Origin of the sequence: Nocardioides sp. GCM10027114 (genome assembly GCF_042659625.1) — a bacterium.
Taxonomy (GTDB): domain Bacteria; phylum Actinomycetota; class Actinomycetes; order Propionibacteriales; family Nocardioidaceae; genus Nocardioides.
In genome coordinates, this window is record NZ_JBHSSS010000016.1 from 19,136 (window position 1) to 33,710 (window position 14,575).

Consider the following 14,575-nt stretch of genomic DNA (forward strand, 5'->3'; position numbering starts at 1 on the left):
AACGACGGCGGCAGCAGGGCTCCAGCCCGCCACCGCCCCTCCACCTCCGACAGCAGGACCAGCGGAACCAAAGGCTCGACGGACCGCCCGACGATCCACGGCCGGCACCGCGGGGCGACGACGAGGGCGCCGCCCCCGGATCGAGGCCCTGAGGCGCTGGATCTCGCCGGTCGCGATCGTCGCGCTCTGGCAGCTCGCGAGCAGCACCGGGATGCTCGACGAGCGCACGCTCGCCTCTCCCCAGCAGATCGGCCAGACCTTCGTGCGACTGGTGCAGGACGGGACGCTCGGCACGGCCACGCTCGTGTCGGTGCAGCGCGTCGGCATCGGGTTCACCATCGGCGCCCTCGTCGGCGTGACCCTCGCGGTCGTCGCCGGGCTGACCCGGGTCGGCGAGGACGCCGTCGACCCGCCGATGCAGATGCTGCGGACCGTCCCGCACTTCGGCCTCGTGTCGCTGTTCATCATCTGGTTCGGGATCGGCGAGACGCCCAAGGTCGCCCTGATCGCCCTGGGGGCCACCTTCCCGCTCTACCTCAACACCTTCGCCGGCATCCGCGGCATCGACCGGAAGATCCTCGAGGCCGCGGCGGCGATGCACCTCACCTGGACGCAGCGGATCCGCCACGTCGTGTTCCCGGGCGCCCTCCCGCAGGCCCTGGTCGGCCTGCGCCAGAGCCTGGGCATCGCCTGGCTGTCCCTCATCGTCGCCGAGACCATCAGCGCCTCCGAGGGACTGGGCCACGTGATCCTCCACGCGAAGGACTTCCTCCAGACCGACGTCATCGTCGTCGGCCTGGCCGTCTACAGCCTGCTCGGTCTGGCGACCGACGCCATCGTCCGTCACCTCGAGAGGAAGGCCCTGGCATGGCGCTCCTGACCCCTCCCCCTCACCCCACCGCGGCCCCGACCAGGGGCGGGTCGTCGCGGCACGTCGCCCGGCTGACCGGGCACCACAGGTCCTTCGGCCGGGTGGAGGTGCTGCGCGACGTCGACCTCGAGATCGGGCGCGGCGAGCTGGTGGTCCTCCTGGGCCGCTCCGGGTGCGGCAAGTCGACGCTCCTGCGCAGCCTCGCCCGCCTCGACCCCGCACCGGCCGACGAGGTGGAGGTGCACGGCAGGACGGCCGTGGCCTTCCAGGAGCCACGGCTGCTGCCGTGGCGAACCGTCGGCCAGAACGTCGAGCTGGCCCTGCTCGACCTCGACCGCCGAGCCCGGCGCCGGCGCGCCGAGGACGCCCTGTCGGAGGTCGGGCTGGGAGGGAGGCTGGACAGCTGGCCGCTCCAGCTCTCGGGCGGCCAGGCACAGCGCGTGTCGCTCGCCCGCGCGCTCGTCGGCAACCCCGACCTGCTGCTCCTCGACGAGCCGTTCAGCGCCCTCGACGCGCTCACCCGGATCGAGATGCACCAGCTCGTCATCGAGCTGTGGCGGCGTCACGCCATGGCGATCCTCCTCGTCACCCACGACGTCGACGAGGCGCTCGCGCTGGCCGACCGCGTCGTGCTCATGGACGAGGGACGGATCGTGCGCACCTGGGTGCTCGACGACCTGCCCCGCACGGACCGGGCGCCGTCCCGACCCGAGATCGCCACCACCCGCACCGAGATCCTCCAGGCCCTCGGTGTCCGGCCCCTGCCACCCAACCCGAACCGCACCACCAGCCACCGACGAGACGAAGGAGCAGCATGACCACCCGACTTCCCCACCCCAACCGGACGCAGGCGCGCCTCCGCGCCGGCGGCCTGCTGGCCGCGGCCGCCCTGCTCGCAGGGTGCGGCGGAGCCGCGACCGGCAACGAGGCCGCGGTGAACGAGGACGGCTCCGTGGACCTCGATGAGGTCACCCTGGTGGTCGGCGACCAGCGTGGCGGGTCCCGCGCGCTGCTCGAGGCCGCTGGCCAGCTGCGCGACGTGCCGTACGAGATCACCTGGCAGGAGTTCACCTCCGGTCCGCCACTGCTCGAGGCACTCAACTCGGGCTCCCTCCACGTCGGCGGCGTCGGCAACACACCGCCGCTGTTCGCGGCCGCCGCCCGGGGAGAGTTCACGGCCGTGCAGGCGGCGACGTACGGCGGGCGCGGTGACGCCGTCCTCGTGCCGGAGGACTCCGACATCCAGTCGGTCGAGGACCTCGCCGGCGCGAAGGTCGGCGTGGCCGAGGGCTCCTCGGCGCACTACCACCTGCTCGCGCAGCTCGACCGCGCCGGTCTCGAGTACGACGACCTCGACGTCCAGAACCTCCAGCCGGCGGACGCCCTGGCGGCGTTCACGTCGGGGCACCTGGACGCCTGGGTGACGTGGGAGCCCTACACCTCGCAGGCCGAGATCCAGGCCGATGCGCGGGTGCTGACGACCGGACGGGGCGTCGTGAACGGATACATCTTCCAGACGGTCTCCCACGCCGCACTGGACGACCCCGCCACCCGGGCCGCTCTGGAGGACTACCTCGCGCGCATCGCGCGCGCGCAGGTGTGGTCGCGGACCCACCAGGAGGAGTGGGCCGAGGCGTGGGCCGAGGAGACCGGCCTCCCCGAGGAGGTCACCCTCGCCGCGGTGCGCAAGCGCGACGTGGAGCTGGCCCCCATCGGACCCGACGTCGTCGACTCCGAGCAGCAGATGGCAGACACGTTCGCCGCGGCCGGACTGCTGCCCGAGGGCCTCGACGTCACAGGGTTCTTCACCGACGCCTTCAACGACGTCACGAAGGGTGGGTGAGACGATGAACCTCACGCTGCACTGGTTCCTGCCCACGCCCGGCGACAGCCGTTCCCTCCTGGGGGCCGGCCAGGGCGTGCCCCACACGGTCCGCTCCGGCCTGCGCGAGACCGCCACGCAGGGCTACCGCGAGCCGACCATCGACTACCTCGCCCAGGTCGCACGGACCGCCGAGCACCTCGGCTTCGAGGGGGTGCTCACCCCTACCGGCACGTTCTGCGAGGACGCGTGGCTCACGACAGCGGCGCTCATCAGGGAGACGTCGCGGCTGAAGTTCCTCGTCGCGTTCCGTCCCGGCGTCGTCCACCCGGTCCTGGCCGCGCAGATGGCGGCGACCTACCAACGCATCTCGGGCGGGCGGCTGCTGCTCAACGTCGTCACCGGCGGCGAGCCGACCGAGCAGTCCCGCTTCGGCGACACGGTGTCGAAGGAGGAGCGCTACGCGCGGACCGACGAGTTCCTCCACGTGGTCCGCGGCACCTGGCTGGACGCACCCTTCGACCACGACGGGGAGCGCTACCCGGTCCGCGGTGCGCTGGTCAGCGGCGGGATCTCGCCGCTTCCCACCATCTACTTCGGAGGGTCCTCGGGCCCGGCCGGGCCGGTCGCGGCCCGCCACGCCGACGTGTACCTGACCTGGGGAGAGCCGCCGGACCAGGTCGCTGAAAAGATCGCGTGGATGCGGGACCTCGCCGCGCGCGAGGGGCGCGACCTGCGGTTCGGGCTGCGGATCCACACCCTGTCCCGAGACACGGGGAAGGAGGCGTGGCGGCACGCCCAGTGGCTGCTCGACACGCTCGACCCGGCCGCCGTCGCCGGGGCCCAGCACGCCCTCGCCGCGACGCAGTCGACGGGTCAGCAGCGGATGACGGCGCTGCGCGGAGGACGGTCGACCTTCGACTCCGCCCGTGAGCTGGAGGTGGCCCCCAACCTGTGGGCCGGTGTGGGGCTGGTCCGCGGCGGAGCCGGCACGGCACTGGTCGGCAGCCACGAGGAGGTGGCCGACCGGATCGAGGAGTACCACCGGCTCGGGATCGACGAGCTGATCCTGTCCGGCTACCCCCACATCGAGGAAGCCCACTGGTTCGCCGAGGGGGTGATGCCACTGCTCCGGGCGCGCGGGCTCCTCGGCAGCGCGCCCGTCCCGGGGCAGCTTCCGGCGGCCGTCTGACCGGCCCCGTCCACGCCCCCGGCCCCACCGACCGTGTGCAAGGCTGGGGGTGTGGACGAGGTCACCTGGGGCGCCCTGACGCTGACCCTCACGCTGCTGCTGGCGGCGTGGACCTGGGTCGCGTTCCGAAGGCGCGGGATCGCGTCCGGCCTCCGCAGCGCCGGACTGACGCTGCTCCCCCCGGCGGCGTGGATGACCGGCACGATGGAGATGTTCACCGAGATCGGCGGCTCCGTCGCCGACTGGGCGACGGGCCTCGTGCTCAGCCCGCGCGTGTGGATCGGCATTGCGCTGGCCGGCACGGCCGTGATGCTGCTGCTCGTCTCCGGCGTGCTGCGCGAGCGCGGGGTCGGCGGTCGCGCGGTCAAGGGCGGCGACGGCGAGCCCCGGGCTGCGAAGGGCCGCAAGGACAAGCAGCTGCCGAAGGCGGCCGGGCCCGGCAAGCCGGCGCTCGACGACGACGACGACATGGCCGACATCGAGGCCATCCTGCGCAAGCGCGGCATCACCTGATGGCGGCCACGGCCGCCGACCGCGACGCCCTGTGGTCGCGGCTCGGGACCGCCGTGGCCGAGGCACGACTGACGTCCACCCCGCTGCTGGTGGTCGACCTCGACGCCTTCGACGCCAACGCGGCGGACCTGGTCCACCGCGCCGACGGGACGCCGGTGCGCCTCGCCACGAAGTCCGTCCGCGTCCCGGCGCTGCTGGAGCGGGCGCTGGCCCGACCCGGCTTCCGCGGGCTGCTCTGCTACACCCTCGCCGAGGCCCTCTGGCTGCACGAGGAGGGCCTTTCCGACGACCTGCTGGTGGCCTACCCGTCCGTGGACCGCGCCGCGCTGTCCCGGCTGGTGACGTCGCCGAAGGCGGCCGCGGCGATCACACTCATGGTCGACCACGTCGACCACCTCGACCTGGTCGACAGCCTGCGCTCCTCGCGGGCCGTGCCGGTGCGGGTGGCCATCGACGTCGACGCCGGGCTCCAGGTCGCCGGCCGCCACGTCGGCCCCAAGCGGTCGCCGCTCCACGACGTGGCGGACGTGATCCGGCTGGCGCGCGCGGTCTCGGACCGGCAGGGGTTCCGGCTGGTCGGCGTGATGACCTACGAGGGCCAGGTCGCCGGCGTCGCCGACGACGTGCCGCACCACCGGCTGCGCTCCGCGGTGGTCCGCCGCCTCAAGTCGGCCTCCCACGCCCAGCTGGCGCTCCGGCGCCGCGAGGTCGCCCGCGCGCTGGACGGCGAGGTCGAGCTGGAGTTCTGGAACGCCGGCGGCTCGGGCTCGGTCGCCGAGACGGCGCAGGACCCGACCGTCACCGAGGTGGCCGCGGGCTCGGGACTGCTGGTGCCCGCCCTCTTCGACCACTACCGGTCCTTCGAGCCGCGCCCCGCGGCGTACTTCGCCGTCCCCGTCGTACGCCGGCCGCACCAGCTGGTCGTGACAGTGCACGGCGGCGGCTTCGTGGCCTCGGGCGCGGCGGGCCGTGACCGGCTGCCGGTCCCGTGGGCGCCCGCCGGCCTCCAGCTGACGGCGCTCGAGGGCGCGGGTGAGGTGCAGACGCCGCTGACCGGGCCGACGGCCGCCCGGCTGCGGATCGGCGACCTCGTGTGGTTCCGGCACGCCAAGTCGGGCGAGCTCTTCGAGCACGCCAACGAGGTCCACCTCGTCTCGGGCGAGGAGGTGGTCGGCTCGGTGCCGACGTACCGCGGCCTGGGCCAGGTGTTCTGACGGTGTCCTCCTCCGGGTCCTCCTCGACCGTGCCGGCCACGACCGTCACCACCGTCCTGGAGCGCGCCCTGTCGTCGCCGGCCCGGCTCGGGCGCGGGCGGCTGGTCTGCGTCGACGGGCCGTCGGGGTCGGGCAAGTCCGTGCTGGCCCGGGCCGTGGCGGCGGAGGCGACCGCGCGGGGCGCTCGCGTCCAGGTCGTGCACACCGACGACCTGCTGGACGGCTGGGGCGGGCTGCCGGGCCTCGCCGACCGGCTGCGCACCCTCGTCGTGGAGCCCCTCGCCGGCGGGCACCCGGCGCGCTACCGGCGCTACGACTGGGAGCAGGGCCGGGTCGGCGAGGAGCAGGAGGTGCTCCCGGTCGACCTGCTCGTCCTCGACGGCGTCGGCGCGGGGGCCCGGGCCCTCGCGCACCGGCGGGCCTGCCTCGTGTGGGTCGCCGCCGACGACGACGCGCTGCGCCTCGAGCGGGCGCTGGACCGGGACGGCCACGAGATCCGGTCCGAGCTGGAGGTGTGGCACGCCGCGGAGCGGGAGCACTTCGCGCGCGAGGGCCTCCCCGGCACCGCCGACCTGCGGGTGGACGGCTGGGGACGCCTCGCCCCGGGTGGCTGAACCACCGCACTAGGGTGCTCCCATGCCGCTGACAGGAGACCAGTTCGAGATCCGGGCCGGCGGCTACCGGGCCGTCGTGACCGAGTCCGGGGCCACCCTCCGAATGCTCGAGCACGAAGGGCGCCCGCTGCTCGACGGCTTCGACGAGGACGCGATGCCGTCCGGCGGCCGCGGCCAGCTGCTGGCCCCATGGCCCAACCGGATCCGGGACGGCGCCTACCGGTTCGGCGAGCACGACCTGCAGCTCCCCATCAGCGACGTCCCCCGCGGCAACGCCTCCCACGGCCTGGTCCGCTGGGCGGCGTGGACGGTGCACGAGCACACCGACACCTCGGTCTCGCTGTCGTGCCGCCTCATGGCCCAGAGCGGCTACCCCTGGACGCTCGACCTCCACGTGCTCCACGACCTGTCGGCGGACGGCCTGACGGTCACGCAGTCCGTCACCAACCTCTCCCCCGAGCCCGCGCCCTACGCGCACGGCGCCCACCCCTACCTCGCCGTCGGCTCGGGTCCCGTGGACGGGCTGCGGCTGACGCTGCCGGCCCGTACCCGGCTGCTCGTCGACGACCGGCTGATCCCCGTGGGCAGCGAGCCGGTCGCCGGGACGGCGTACGACTTCACGGGGGGCCGCGAGATCGGCGCGACGGCGTTCGACGACGCCTTCACGGACCTGGTCCGCGACGAGCACGGCCACGCGGTGACGGTCCTGGCGGACCCCGCCACCGGCCACGGGGTGGCGTTGTGGGTCGACGCCGCCCACGGCTGGCTGCAGGTCTACTCCGGTGACGACGTGCCGGCGACGGCCAGGCGGTCCCTGGCGGTCGAGCCGATGACCGCTCCCGCCGACGCGTTCCGGTCCGGCGAGGGGCTGCGGGTGCTGGCTCCGGCCGGCGAGGACGGCGACACCTTCGCCGCGTCCTGGGGCGTCCGCGCGGTCGGCTGAGACGTCAGGGGCGGGCGATCAGCCCGCGCAGCTCGCGCAGCTGGCGACGTGCCCGCGCACCGTCGGAGCCCTGGATGCCCATCGCGGCTGCGGTCGTGCCGTCGGCGAGGTCGAGCACGGCCCAGGGCGCGCCGGGCGGCAGGTGCACCGCCAGCACCTCGGCCCACTCGAACTCGCGCCGGCGGTAACCGTTCACCACGACCAGCCGGTCCTCCTCCGCCACGACCCGCGAGCGGGTCAGCGCGAAGCCGGCGGAGAAGGCCAGGGCGCCCAGGAACAGCAGGGTGCCGCGCTGGAACGGGGTGAACTTCGCCCGGGTCTCGGGGTCGAAGGCGAACCAGGCGGCCACGCAGACCACGAGCAGCGCCCCGCCGAAGAACGCTCCTGCCAGCCGCACGCCCAGCGGGCGCCAGGTGTGCGGCAGCGACAGCTCAGAGTCGGCAGGCATGGATGTCGGTGAGGAGGATGCCGCGGGCACCCAGCTCGAACAGCTCGTCCATCAGGCGCTGGGCACCGGCGCGCGGCACCATCGCCCGGACCGCCACCCAGCCCTCGCGGTGCAGCGGCGAGACGGTGGGGCTCTCGATGCCCGGCGTCAGCGCGCAGGCCTGCTCGACGCGCTCGGCGCGGATGTCGTAGTCCATCATCACGTAGCTGCGCGCGACCAGGACGCCCTCGAGCCGGCGCCGGAAGATCTCGAAGCCCGGCGGGATCTCCCCGCCGCGGGTGACCAGGACGGCCTCCGACTCCAGGATCGTCTCGCCGAACGTCTCGAGGCCCGCGGCGCGCAGGGTGCTGCCGGTCTCGACCACGTCGGCGATCACGTCGGCCACACCGAGCTGGATGCTGGTCTCCACGGCGCCGTCGAGGCGGGTGACGGTGGCCTCGATGCCGCGCTCCTCGAGGAAGGCACGCACCACACCGGTGTACGACGTGGCGATGCGCTTGCCGGCGAGGTCGGCGAGCTCGCGGTAGTGGCCCACGGGGCCGGCGAAGTGGAAGCGGCTGCGGCCGAAGCCGAGGCCGAGCACCTCGTCGGCCTTGGCGCCGGAGTCGCGCAGCAGGTCGCGGCCGGTGATGCCGACGTCGAGCGTCCCCTCACCGACGTACAGCGCGATGTCGCGGGGACGCAGGTAGAAGAACTCGACGCCGTTCTCGGCGTCGACCAGCGTGAGCTCCTTGGAGTCGTGGCGCTGGCGGTAGCCGGACTCGCGCAGGATCTCCGAGGCGGACTGGGAGAGCGCCCCCTTGTTGGGGACGGCGACCCGCAGCAGCCCGCCGTTGTGGTTCTGGGTCACGCGGTCTCCTCAGAGGTGGGCGTAGACGTCGTCGAGCGTGAGGCCGCTGGCCAGCATCAGCACCTGAGCGTGGTACAGCAGCTGGCTGATCTCCTCGGCGGCCCGCTCGCGGGACTCGTGCTCGGCGGCCATCCAGGACTCGGCGGCCTCCTCGACGAGCTTCTTGCCGATGGCATGCACGCCGGCCTCGAGCTGCTGGACCGTGCCGGAACCCTCCGGGCGCGTGCGCGCCTTCTCACTGAGCTCTTCCCAGAGCCCCTCGAACGTCTTCACGATCCACCAGCCTAGAGCGTGTCCGGTGACACACCCGACGCGGTCCCGCCGGCCGACGACGGGCTCACGACGGGGGGTCAGGTGTCGTAGCCGCGCTTGACCGACCGCAGGGTCTGCGCCGTCACCAGCGCGGCCGAGGCGGCCTCGTAGCCCTTGTCCTCGCGGGACGTCGCCAGGCCGGCCCGGTCGAGCGCCTGCTCCTCGTCGTCGCACGTGAGCACGCCGAAACCGACCGCGGTCTGGTGGTCCAGCGCCACGCGCCCGAGGCCGTCCGTCGCCGCCTGGCAGACGTACTCGAAGTGGGGCGTCCCGCCGCGGATCACCACGCCGAGCGCCACCACCGCGTCGTACCCCTGGCTCGCCAGGGTGTGGGCCACCACGGGGAGCTCGAAGGTGCCCGGCACCCGCACGAGCACCGGCGCCTCGACGCGGTAGTCCTTGCACGCCCGCTGGGCGCCGTCGAGGAGGCCGGCCATCACGGTCTCGTGCCAGCTGGCCGCCACGATCGCGACCCGCAGGTCGTGGCAGTCGACGGGGGTCTGGTCGGGGGATCCTGCTCCACTCACGATGCGTCTCCGTTCTGTGTCACGGTGTCGGCCGCCAGGTGGGGCATGTCGTGCCCCATCCGGTCCCGCTTGGTCAGCAGGTAGGCCAGGTTGTGGTCGTTGGGGTGAGGGGTCAGCGGCACCCGCGCCGCCACGGGCACCCCGAACTCCTCGAGGCTGGTGCTCTTGTCGGGGTTGTTCGTCAGCAGCCGCACGCTGCCGATGCCGAGGTCGCGCAGGATCTGCGTGGCGGTGCCGTAGTGGCGGGCGTCGGCCGGCAGGCCGAGGTCGAGGTTGGCGTCCACGGTGTCGCGACCGCCGTCCTGCAGCGCGTACGCCTGCAGCTTGGCCACCAGCCCGATCCCGCGCCCCTCGTGGCCGCGCAGGTAGACCACGACGCCGCGACCTTCGGCGACGATCCGCTCGAGGGCCTCGTCGAGCTGCGGGCCGCAGTCGCACCGGTGGCTGCCGAACACGTCGCCGGTCAGGCACTCGGAGTGGACCCGGGTGAGCACCGGCTGGTCGCCCGACAGGTCGCCGTACGCGAGCGCGATGTGCTCGGAGTCGTCGACCGTGATCCGGTAGCCGTACGCCGTGAAGTCGCCGAACTTGGTCGGCAGCCGCGTCTCCGCGACCCGCTCGACGAGCACCTCGTGGCGGCGGCGGTACTTCACGAGGTCCTCGATCGAGATCATCGCGAGCCCGTGCTCGTCGGCGAACTCCCGCAGCTCCGGCCCGCGCTTCATGGTGCCGTCGTCGTTGACGACCTCGACGAGCACGCCGGCCGGCGTCAGGCCCGCCAGCTTGGCGAGGTCGACCGCCGCCTCGGTGTGCCCGCGCCGGACCAGGACGCCGCCCTCGCGGTAGCGCAGCGGGAAGACGTGGCCGGGGCGGGTGATCTCCCACGGCTCGGTGGCCGAGTCGGCGAGCACGCGCACGGTGTGGGCCCGGTCGGCCGCCGAGATCCCCGTCGAGACGCCGTCGCGGGCGTCGACCGAGATCGTGTAGGCGGTGCGGAGCCGGTCCTTGTTGTGCGGGGTCATCAGCGGGATCTCGAGCCGGTCGAGCATGTCCGCGGGCATCGGCACGCAGATGACGCCGCTGGAGTAGCGGATGGTGAAGGCCATCAGCTCCGGTGTGGCCTTCGACGCGGCGAAGATGATGTCGCCCTCGTTCTCGCGGTCCTCGTCGTCGACGACCACGACCGCCTTGCCGGCGGCGATGTCGGCGATCGCACGCTCGACGCTGTCGAGCCGGACCGTCCCGTGCTGGGGGGTGCGGGGGGTCATGCGGGGGTCTCCTGCTCCTCGGGGCGCGTGTAGGCGCGCACCAGCTTCTCCACGTGCTTGGCGATGACGTCGGTCTCGAGGTTGACCCGGTCCCCCGGCGCCCGGAAGCCGAGCGTGGTCCGGGCCAGGGTCTCGGGGATGAGGCTCACGGTGAACCGGTCGGCACCGGCCTCGACCACGGTCAGGCTCACGCCGTCGACGGTGATCGACCCCTTGTCGACGAGGTAGCGCGAGAGGTGCTCGGGGACGGAGACCTCCACGACCTCCCAGTGCTCGCTCGGGGTCCGCCGCAGGACCTCGCCGACGCCGTCGACGTGGCCCTGCACGATGTGGCCGCCGAGCCGGGTCTGCGCGGTGACCGCGCGCTCGAGGTTGACCCGGTCACCCGCGGCGACGCCGCGCAGCGAGGTCTTGTCGAGCGTCTCCTGCATGACGTCGGCGGTCCAGGTGTCGTCGGTGCGGGCGGCCACGGTGAGGCAGCAGCCGTTGACGGCGATCGAGTCGCCGAGCTTCGCGTCCTCGAGCACCGTCGTGGCACGGACGGTCAGCCGTACGGCGTCGCCCTGGTCCTCGACATGCTCGACGGTGCCGAGCTCCTCGACGATTCCGGTGAACATTCAGCGATCCTCTCGGGGGCTGGGCCCCGGGGTCTCCCCCGGGGTCATGGTGAGGCGGACGTTGGCGTCGGCGCCGGTGCCGACGGTGGTGACGTCCGTGAGCCGGAGCCGACGGGCGTCGGCGATGGTGCCGATGCCGAGGTCGCCCACGGCGCTGCGGCCGTCGCCGAGCAGCATCGGCGCGACGTAGGTGACGACCTCGTCGACGAGCCCGGCCGCCAGGAAGGCCGCGGCGAGCGTCGGGCCGCCCTCCAGGAAGACGTGCTGCCGGTCGCGCGCGAAGAGCTCGGCGAGCGCCTCGCGGGGGTCACGCGTGCGCAGCAGGACCGTCTCGGCCTGGTCGTCCAGGACACGGCTGGCCGGGTCGATCTCGCGCAGGCCCATGACGGCCCGCAGGGGCTGACGCGGCAGCGGCCGGTCCTCCTCGTCGCGGACCGTGAGCTGCGGGTCGTCGGCCAGCACGGTGCCGGTCCCGACCAGCATCGTGTCGCACTCCGCGCGGAGCCGGTGGGTGTCGAGGCGGGCAGCGCGGCCGGAGACCCAGCGACTGGTCCCGTCGGCCGCGGCGCTGCGTCCGTCGAGGGTGGCGGCGAACTTCCAGGTCACAAAGGGGCGCTGGTGGTCCAGCGCGAAGGTCCAGGCCCGGTTCAGGGCCCGGGCCTCGTCCTCGAGCAGGCCGCCGGCGACGTCGACGCCCCCGGCGCGCAGCGTCTCGGCGCCACCCTGCGCAACGGGGTTGTGGTCGGGCTGGGCGAACACCACGCGGCGTACACCGGCGGCGAGCAGCGCCTCGGCGCACGGCCCGGTCCGGCCGGTGTGGTTGCACGGCTCGAGCGTCACGACCGCGGTCGTCCCGCGCGCGTCCTCGCCGGCGGCACGCAGCGCATCGACCTCGGCGTGGGCGCTGCCCGCGCCGCGGTGGAAGCCCTCGGCGACGGCGGTGCCGTCCTCTCCCAGCAGCACGCAGCCGACGCGGGGGTTGGGGCCGAGGGGGACGCCGGGCGTGGCCGCCAGCGCGAGCGCACGCCGCATCGCGACGGTCTCCGCCCCGGTGAAGGGCCTCTCGCGCCCCATGCGTCTCGCTCCGTCCGTGTCGGCGGCCCGCGGGACAGGGGTGGTGGGAGGCCTGGCTGCCCGGACCGTCGCAACGGTCGGGACCTGCGGCGTGCGCTTCCCATCCGGACTCTGACCGTCGGTCCAGGAGTTCCACCTGGTCAACCGGTCACTGGCTGTGACCGGGTCGCGGACTTTCACCGCCGGCTCGGAATTTCACCGACCCCAGTGCACGCGAGCACATGGCTCTGCTGGCACAAGGGTGCCACACGGCAGGCTGCGCCCGCCGTCCCGGTCCGGTCGTCGGTCCGGTCGTCGGGCCGTTACCGCCCGGGAGCGGCCTGCTCGGCGGCCTTGCGCAGCGAGGCCACCATCGCGTCGGGGTCCTCGGCGGAGTAGACGGCGGAGCCGGCGACGAACACGTCCGCGCCTGCCTCGGCGCAGCGCTCGATGGTCTCCAGCGAGACGCCACCGTCGACCTGCAGCCAGGTCTCGATGCCGTGGCGGTCGAGCATGGCGCGCGCCCGCCGGATCTTCGGCAGGCACAGGTCGAGGAACTTCTGGCCGCCGAACCCCGGCTCCACGGTCATGATCAGCAGCATGTCGAGCTCGGGCAACAGGTCCTCGTAGGGCTCCACCGGCGTGGCCGGCTTCAGCGCCATCGAGGCCCGGGCACCGTGGGAGCGGATCTCGCGTGCCAGCCGCACCGGGGCGGCTGCCGCCTCCACGTGGAAGGTGACCGAGCCACAGCCGGCCTCGACGTACGTCACGGCGTGGCGGTCGGGGTCCTCGATCATGAGGTGGGCGTCGAGCGGGGTGTCGGTGCTGCGCGCCAGCGCCTCGACCATGGTGGGCCCGAACGTCAGGTTGGGGACGAAGTGGTTGTCCATGACGTCCACGTGGACCCAGTCGGCCCCGGGGATGCGGCCCACCTCCGCGCCCAGCGCGGCGAAGTCGGCGTTGAGGATGCTCGGAGTGATCTGGATGCCCACGGTCGTTGATCCTAGGGGCGGTCAGATCTCGTCCGGGTCGGCCGGGGTCTCCCGGCCCTCGCGCTCGTCACGGTCCGCCCACTCCAGCAGCGGGGCGATGTCGAACGGATGGTCGTCGATGGCGGCATGCAGGTCGCCGAGCCGGGCGTAGCGCTCGGGGACCGTGGCGATCGTGAAGTCGCGCGGGTCGACGTCGTCGACCTCGTCCCAGCGCACCGGGGTGGAGACCCGGGCGTCGGCCACTCCGCGCACGGAGTACGCCGCGGCGATCGTGTGGTCGCGCGCGTTCTGGTTGTAGTCGACGAAGAGGTGGTGCGGGTCGCGGTCCTTGCGCCACCAGGCGGTGGTGACGTCGTCGGGCGCCCGGCGCTCGACCTCCCGCGCGAAGGCGAGGGCGGCACGGCGGACGTCCTGGAAGCCGTGGTCGGGAGGGATCCGGACGTAGACGTGCAGGCCCTTCCCGCCGCTTGTCTTGGGGAAGCCGGTCGCTCCGAGCCCGTCGAGCACCTCGTGGACGACCCCGGTCACCCGCTGCACGGTGGCGAAGTCGCAGAGCGGGCCGGGGTCGAGGTCGATCCGCCACTCGTCGGGGCTCTCGGTGTCCTCCCGGCGACTGTTCCAGGGGTGGAACTCGACCGTGGACATCTGCACCGCCCAGATCACGCTGGCCAGCTCCGTGACGCAGAGCTCGTCGGCGGTCCGGTTCCACCGGGGGAAGTGGAGGCGGACCGTCTCCACCCAGTCGGGAGCGCCGGCGGGCAGCCGCTTCTGGTGCACCTTGTCGCCGGCCAGCCCCTTGGGGAAGCGGTGCAGCATGCACGGGCGGTCGAGCAGGGCGTTGACGATGCCGTCGCCGACCGCCAGGTAGTACTCGACGAGGTCGAGCTTGGTGGCGCCGGTCTCCGGGAAGTAGACCCGGTCGGGGTTGCTCACGCGGACGACGCGACCGTCGACCTCGACCTCCACGGCCGGGGTGGTGGAGGACCCCACGTCAGGACCCGGAGTCCCGCGAGGCGATCCAGGCCCGGAGACCCTGCAGCGCGTGGTCCGGCAGGGCCGCGCCGGTGTGGAACATCAGCGACACGTGCTTGGTCGCCTTCGGGTAGAGGGACGCGATGTTGCCGTCGTACCTGAACGTCGGCGCCTGCCACTTGATCGTCTCGGTCACCAGGTCGTCGGCCCCGAGCACGACGTCGCGCACGGCCTGGACGAGGTCCTTCTGCGGGTTGGAGCAGGACGCGAACCAGGCGTCCACGTCGGGGTTACGGTGGGCGGCGTCCCGGCTGTCCGGCATGCGTTCAACCTACGGCACGGCAGTCACCGGCCGCGGCGCCGGCGC

The 14,575-nt window shown here is 73.5% G+C and carries 18 protein-coding genes and 1 riboswitch; of the genes, 8 read left to right on the plus strand and 10 right to left on the minus strand.

The annotated features are described in order from the left end of the window. Window positions 1–211: 211 nt before the first annotated feature. Genes ACFP2E_RS07850 through ACFP2E_RS07885 form a run of 8 tightly spaced genes read left to right on the plus strand, consistent with a single transcriptional unit; the run spans window position 212 to window position 7,169 of the window. Window positions 212–880, plus strand: coding sequence for an ABC transporter permease (locus ACFP2E_RS07850; RefSeq protein WP_378522092.1), 669 nt, complete (start codon window positions 212–214; stop codon window positions 878–880). Further along, window positions 868–1,689, plus strand: a complete 822-nt coding sequence (locus ACFP2E_RS07855) for an ABC transporter ATP-binding protein (protein WP_378522093.1) — start codon at window positions 868–870, stop codon at window positions 1,687–1,689. The genes ACFP2E_RS07850 and ACFP2E_RS07855 overlap by 13 nt, the downstream gene beginning before the upstream one ends. After that, window positions 1,686–2,714: an ABC transporter substrate-binding protein gene (locus tag ACFP2E_RS07860; RefSeq protein WP_378522094.1), complete on the plus strand. Its 1,029-nt coding sequence runs from the start codon at window positions 1,686–1,688 to the stop codon at window positions 2,712–2,714. The genes ACFP2E_RS07855 and ACFP2E_RS07860 overlap by 4 nt, the downstream gene beginning before the upstream one ends. Before the next feature lie 4 nt (window positions 2,715–2,718). After that, window positions 2,719–3,885, plus strand: a complete 1,167-nt coding sequence (locus tag ACFP2E_RS07865; RefSeq protein ID WP_378522095.1) for an LLM class flavin-dependent oxidoreductase — start codon at window positions 2,719–2,721, stop codon at window positions 3,883–3,885. A gap of 51 nt (window positions 3,886–3,936) precedes the next feature. Further along, a complete protein-coding gene (locus ACFP2E_RS07870) occupies window positions 3,937–4,398 on the plus strand; it encodes a hypothetical protein (protein WP_378522096.1) in 462 nt (153 codons plus the stop codon). Continuing rightward, window positions 4,398–5,612, plus strand: coding sequence for an amino acid deaminase/aldolase (locus ACFP2E_RS07875; protein WP_378522097.1), 1,215 nt, complete (start codon window positions 4,398–4,400; stop codon window positions 5,610–5,612). Before ACFP2E_RS07870 ends, ACFP2E_RS07875 begins: the two co-directional genes overlap by 1 nt. 2 nt (window positions 5,613–5,614) lie before the next feature. Continuing rightward, window positions 5,615–6,226: a uridine kinase gene (locus ACFP2E_RS07880; protein ID WP_378522098.1), complete on the plus strand. Its 612-nt coding sequence runs from the start codon at window positions 5,615–5,617 to the stop codon at window positions 6,224–6,226. Between the two features lie 22 nt (window positions 6,227–6,248). Continuing rightward, window positions 6,249–7,169, plus strand: coding sequence for an aldose 1-epimerase family protein (locus ACFP2E_RS07885; RefSeq protein ID WP_378522099.1), 921 nt, complete (start codon window positions 6,249–6,251; stop codon window positions 7,167–7,169). 4 nt (window positions 7,170–7,173) lie between these two features. On the opposite strand, the gene ACFP2E_RS07890 is transcribed toward ACFP2E_RS07885, so the two are convergent. From ACFP2E_RS07890 to ACFP2E_RS07935, 10 genes are all read right to left on the minus strand, one after another. Next, window positions 7,174–7,617, minus strand: coding sequence for a PH domain-containing protein (locus ACFP2E_RS07890; protein WP_378522100.1), 444 nt, complete (start codon window positions 7,615–7,617; stop codon window positions 7,174–7,176). Then, entirely contained in the window at window positions 7,601–8,443 is an 843-nt protein-coding gene (gene hisG, locus ACFP2E_RS07895; protein WP_378522136.1) for an ATP phosphoribosyltransferase, read from the minus strand. Before hisG ends, ACFP2E_RS07890 begins: the two co-directional genes overlap by 17 nt. 33 nt (window positions 8,444–8,476) lie before the next feature. After that, on the minus strand, window positions 8,477–8,743 hold the full coding sequence (locus ACFP2E_RS07900) for a phosphoribosyl-ATP diphosphatase (RefSeq protein WP_378522137.1): 267 nt from the start codon (window positions 8,741–8,743) through the stop codon (window positions 8,477–8,479). 74 nt (window positions 8,744–8,817) lie between these two features. After that, window positions 8,818–9,306 (minus strand): 6,7-dimethyl-8-ribityllumazine synthase, encoded by a 489-nt coding sequence (ribH, locus tag ACFP2E_RS07905; RefSeq protein ID WP_378522101.1) that lies wholly within the window; start codon window positions 9,304–9,306, stop codon window positions 8,818–8,820. Next, complete coding sequence (locus ACFP2E_RS07910) at window positions 9,303–10,574, minus strand: bifunctional 3,4-dihydroxy-2-butanone-4-phosphate synthase/GTP cyclohydrolase II (RefSeq protein WP_378522102.1); 1,272 nt, start codon at window positions 10,572–10,574, stop codon at window positions 9,303–9,305. Before ACFP2E_RS07910 ends, ribH begins: the two co-directional genes overlap by 4 nt. Further along, window positions 10,571–11,191, minus strand: a complete 621-nt coding sequence (locus ACFP2E_RS07915) for a riboflavin synthase (RefSeq protein ID WP_378522103.1) — start codon at window positions 11,189–11,191, stop codon at window positions 10,571–10,573. The genes ACFP2E_RS07910 and ACFP2E_RS07915 overlap by 4 nt, the downstream gene beginning before the upstream one ends. Then, window positions 11,192–12,265: a bifunctional diaminohydroxyphosphoribosylaminopyrimidine deaminase/5-amino-6-(5-phosphoribosylamino)uracil reductase RibD gene (ribD, locus tag ACFP2E_RS07920; RefSeq protein ID WP_378522104.1), complete on the minus strand. Its 1,074-nt coding sequence runs from the start codon at window positions 12,263–12,265 to the stop codon at window positions 11,192–11,194. Between the two features lie 87 nt (window positions 12,266–12,352). After that, a riboswitch (FMN riboswitch) is annotated at window positions 12,353–12,482 on the minus strand. A gap of 85 nt (window positions 12,483–12,567) precedes the next feature. Continuing rightward, on the minus strand, window positions 12,568–13,236 hold the full coding sequence (rpe, locus tag ACFP2E_RS07925) for a ribulose-phosphate 3-epimerase (protein WP_378522105.1): 669 nt from the start codon (window positions 13,234–13,236) through the stop codon (window positions 12,568–12,570). Window positions 13,237–13,257: 21 nt separating this feature from the next. Further along, window positions 13,258–14,226, minus strand: coding sequence for a non-homologous end-joining DNA ligase (gene ligD, locus ACFP2E_RS07930; protein ID WP_378522106.1), 969 nt, complete (start codon window positions 14,224–14,226; stop codon window positions 13,258–13,260). Between the two features lies 1 nt (window position 14,227). Next, window positions 14,228–14,530, minus strand: coding sequence for a DUF1801 domain-containing protein (locus ACFP2E_RS07935; protein ID WP_378522107.1), 303 nt, complete (start codon window positions 14,528–14,530; stop codon window positions 14,228–14,230). Window positions 14,531–14,575: the final 45 nt, after the last annotated feature.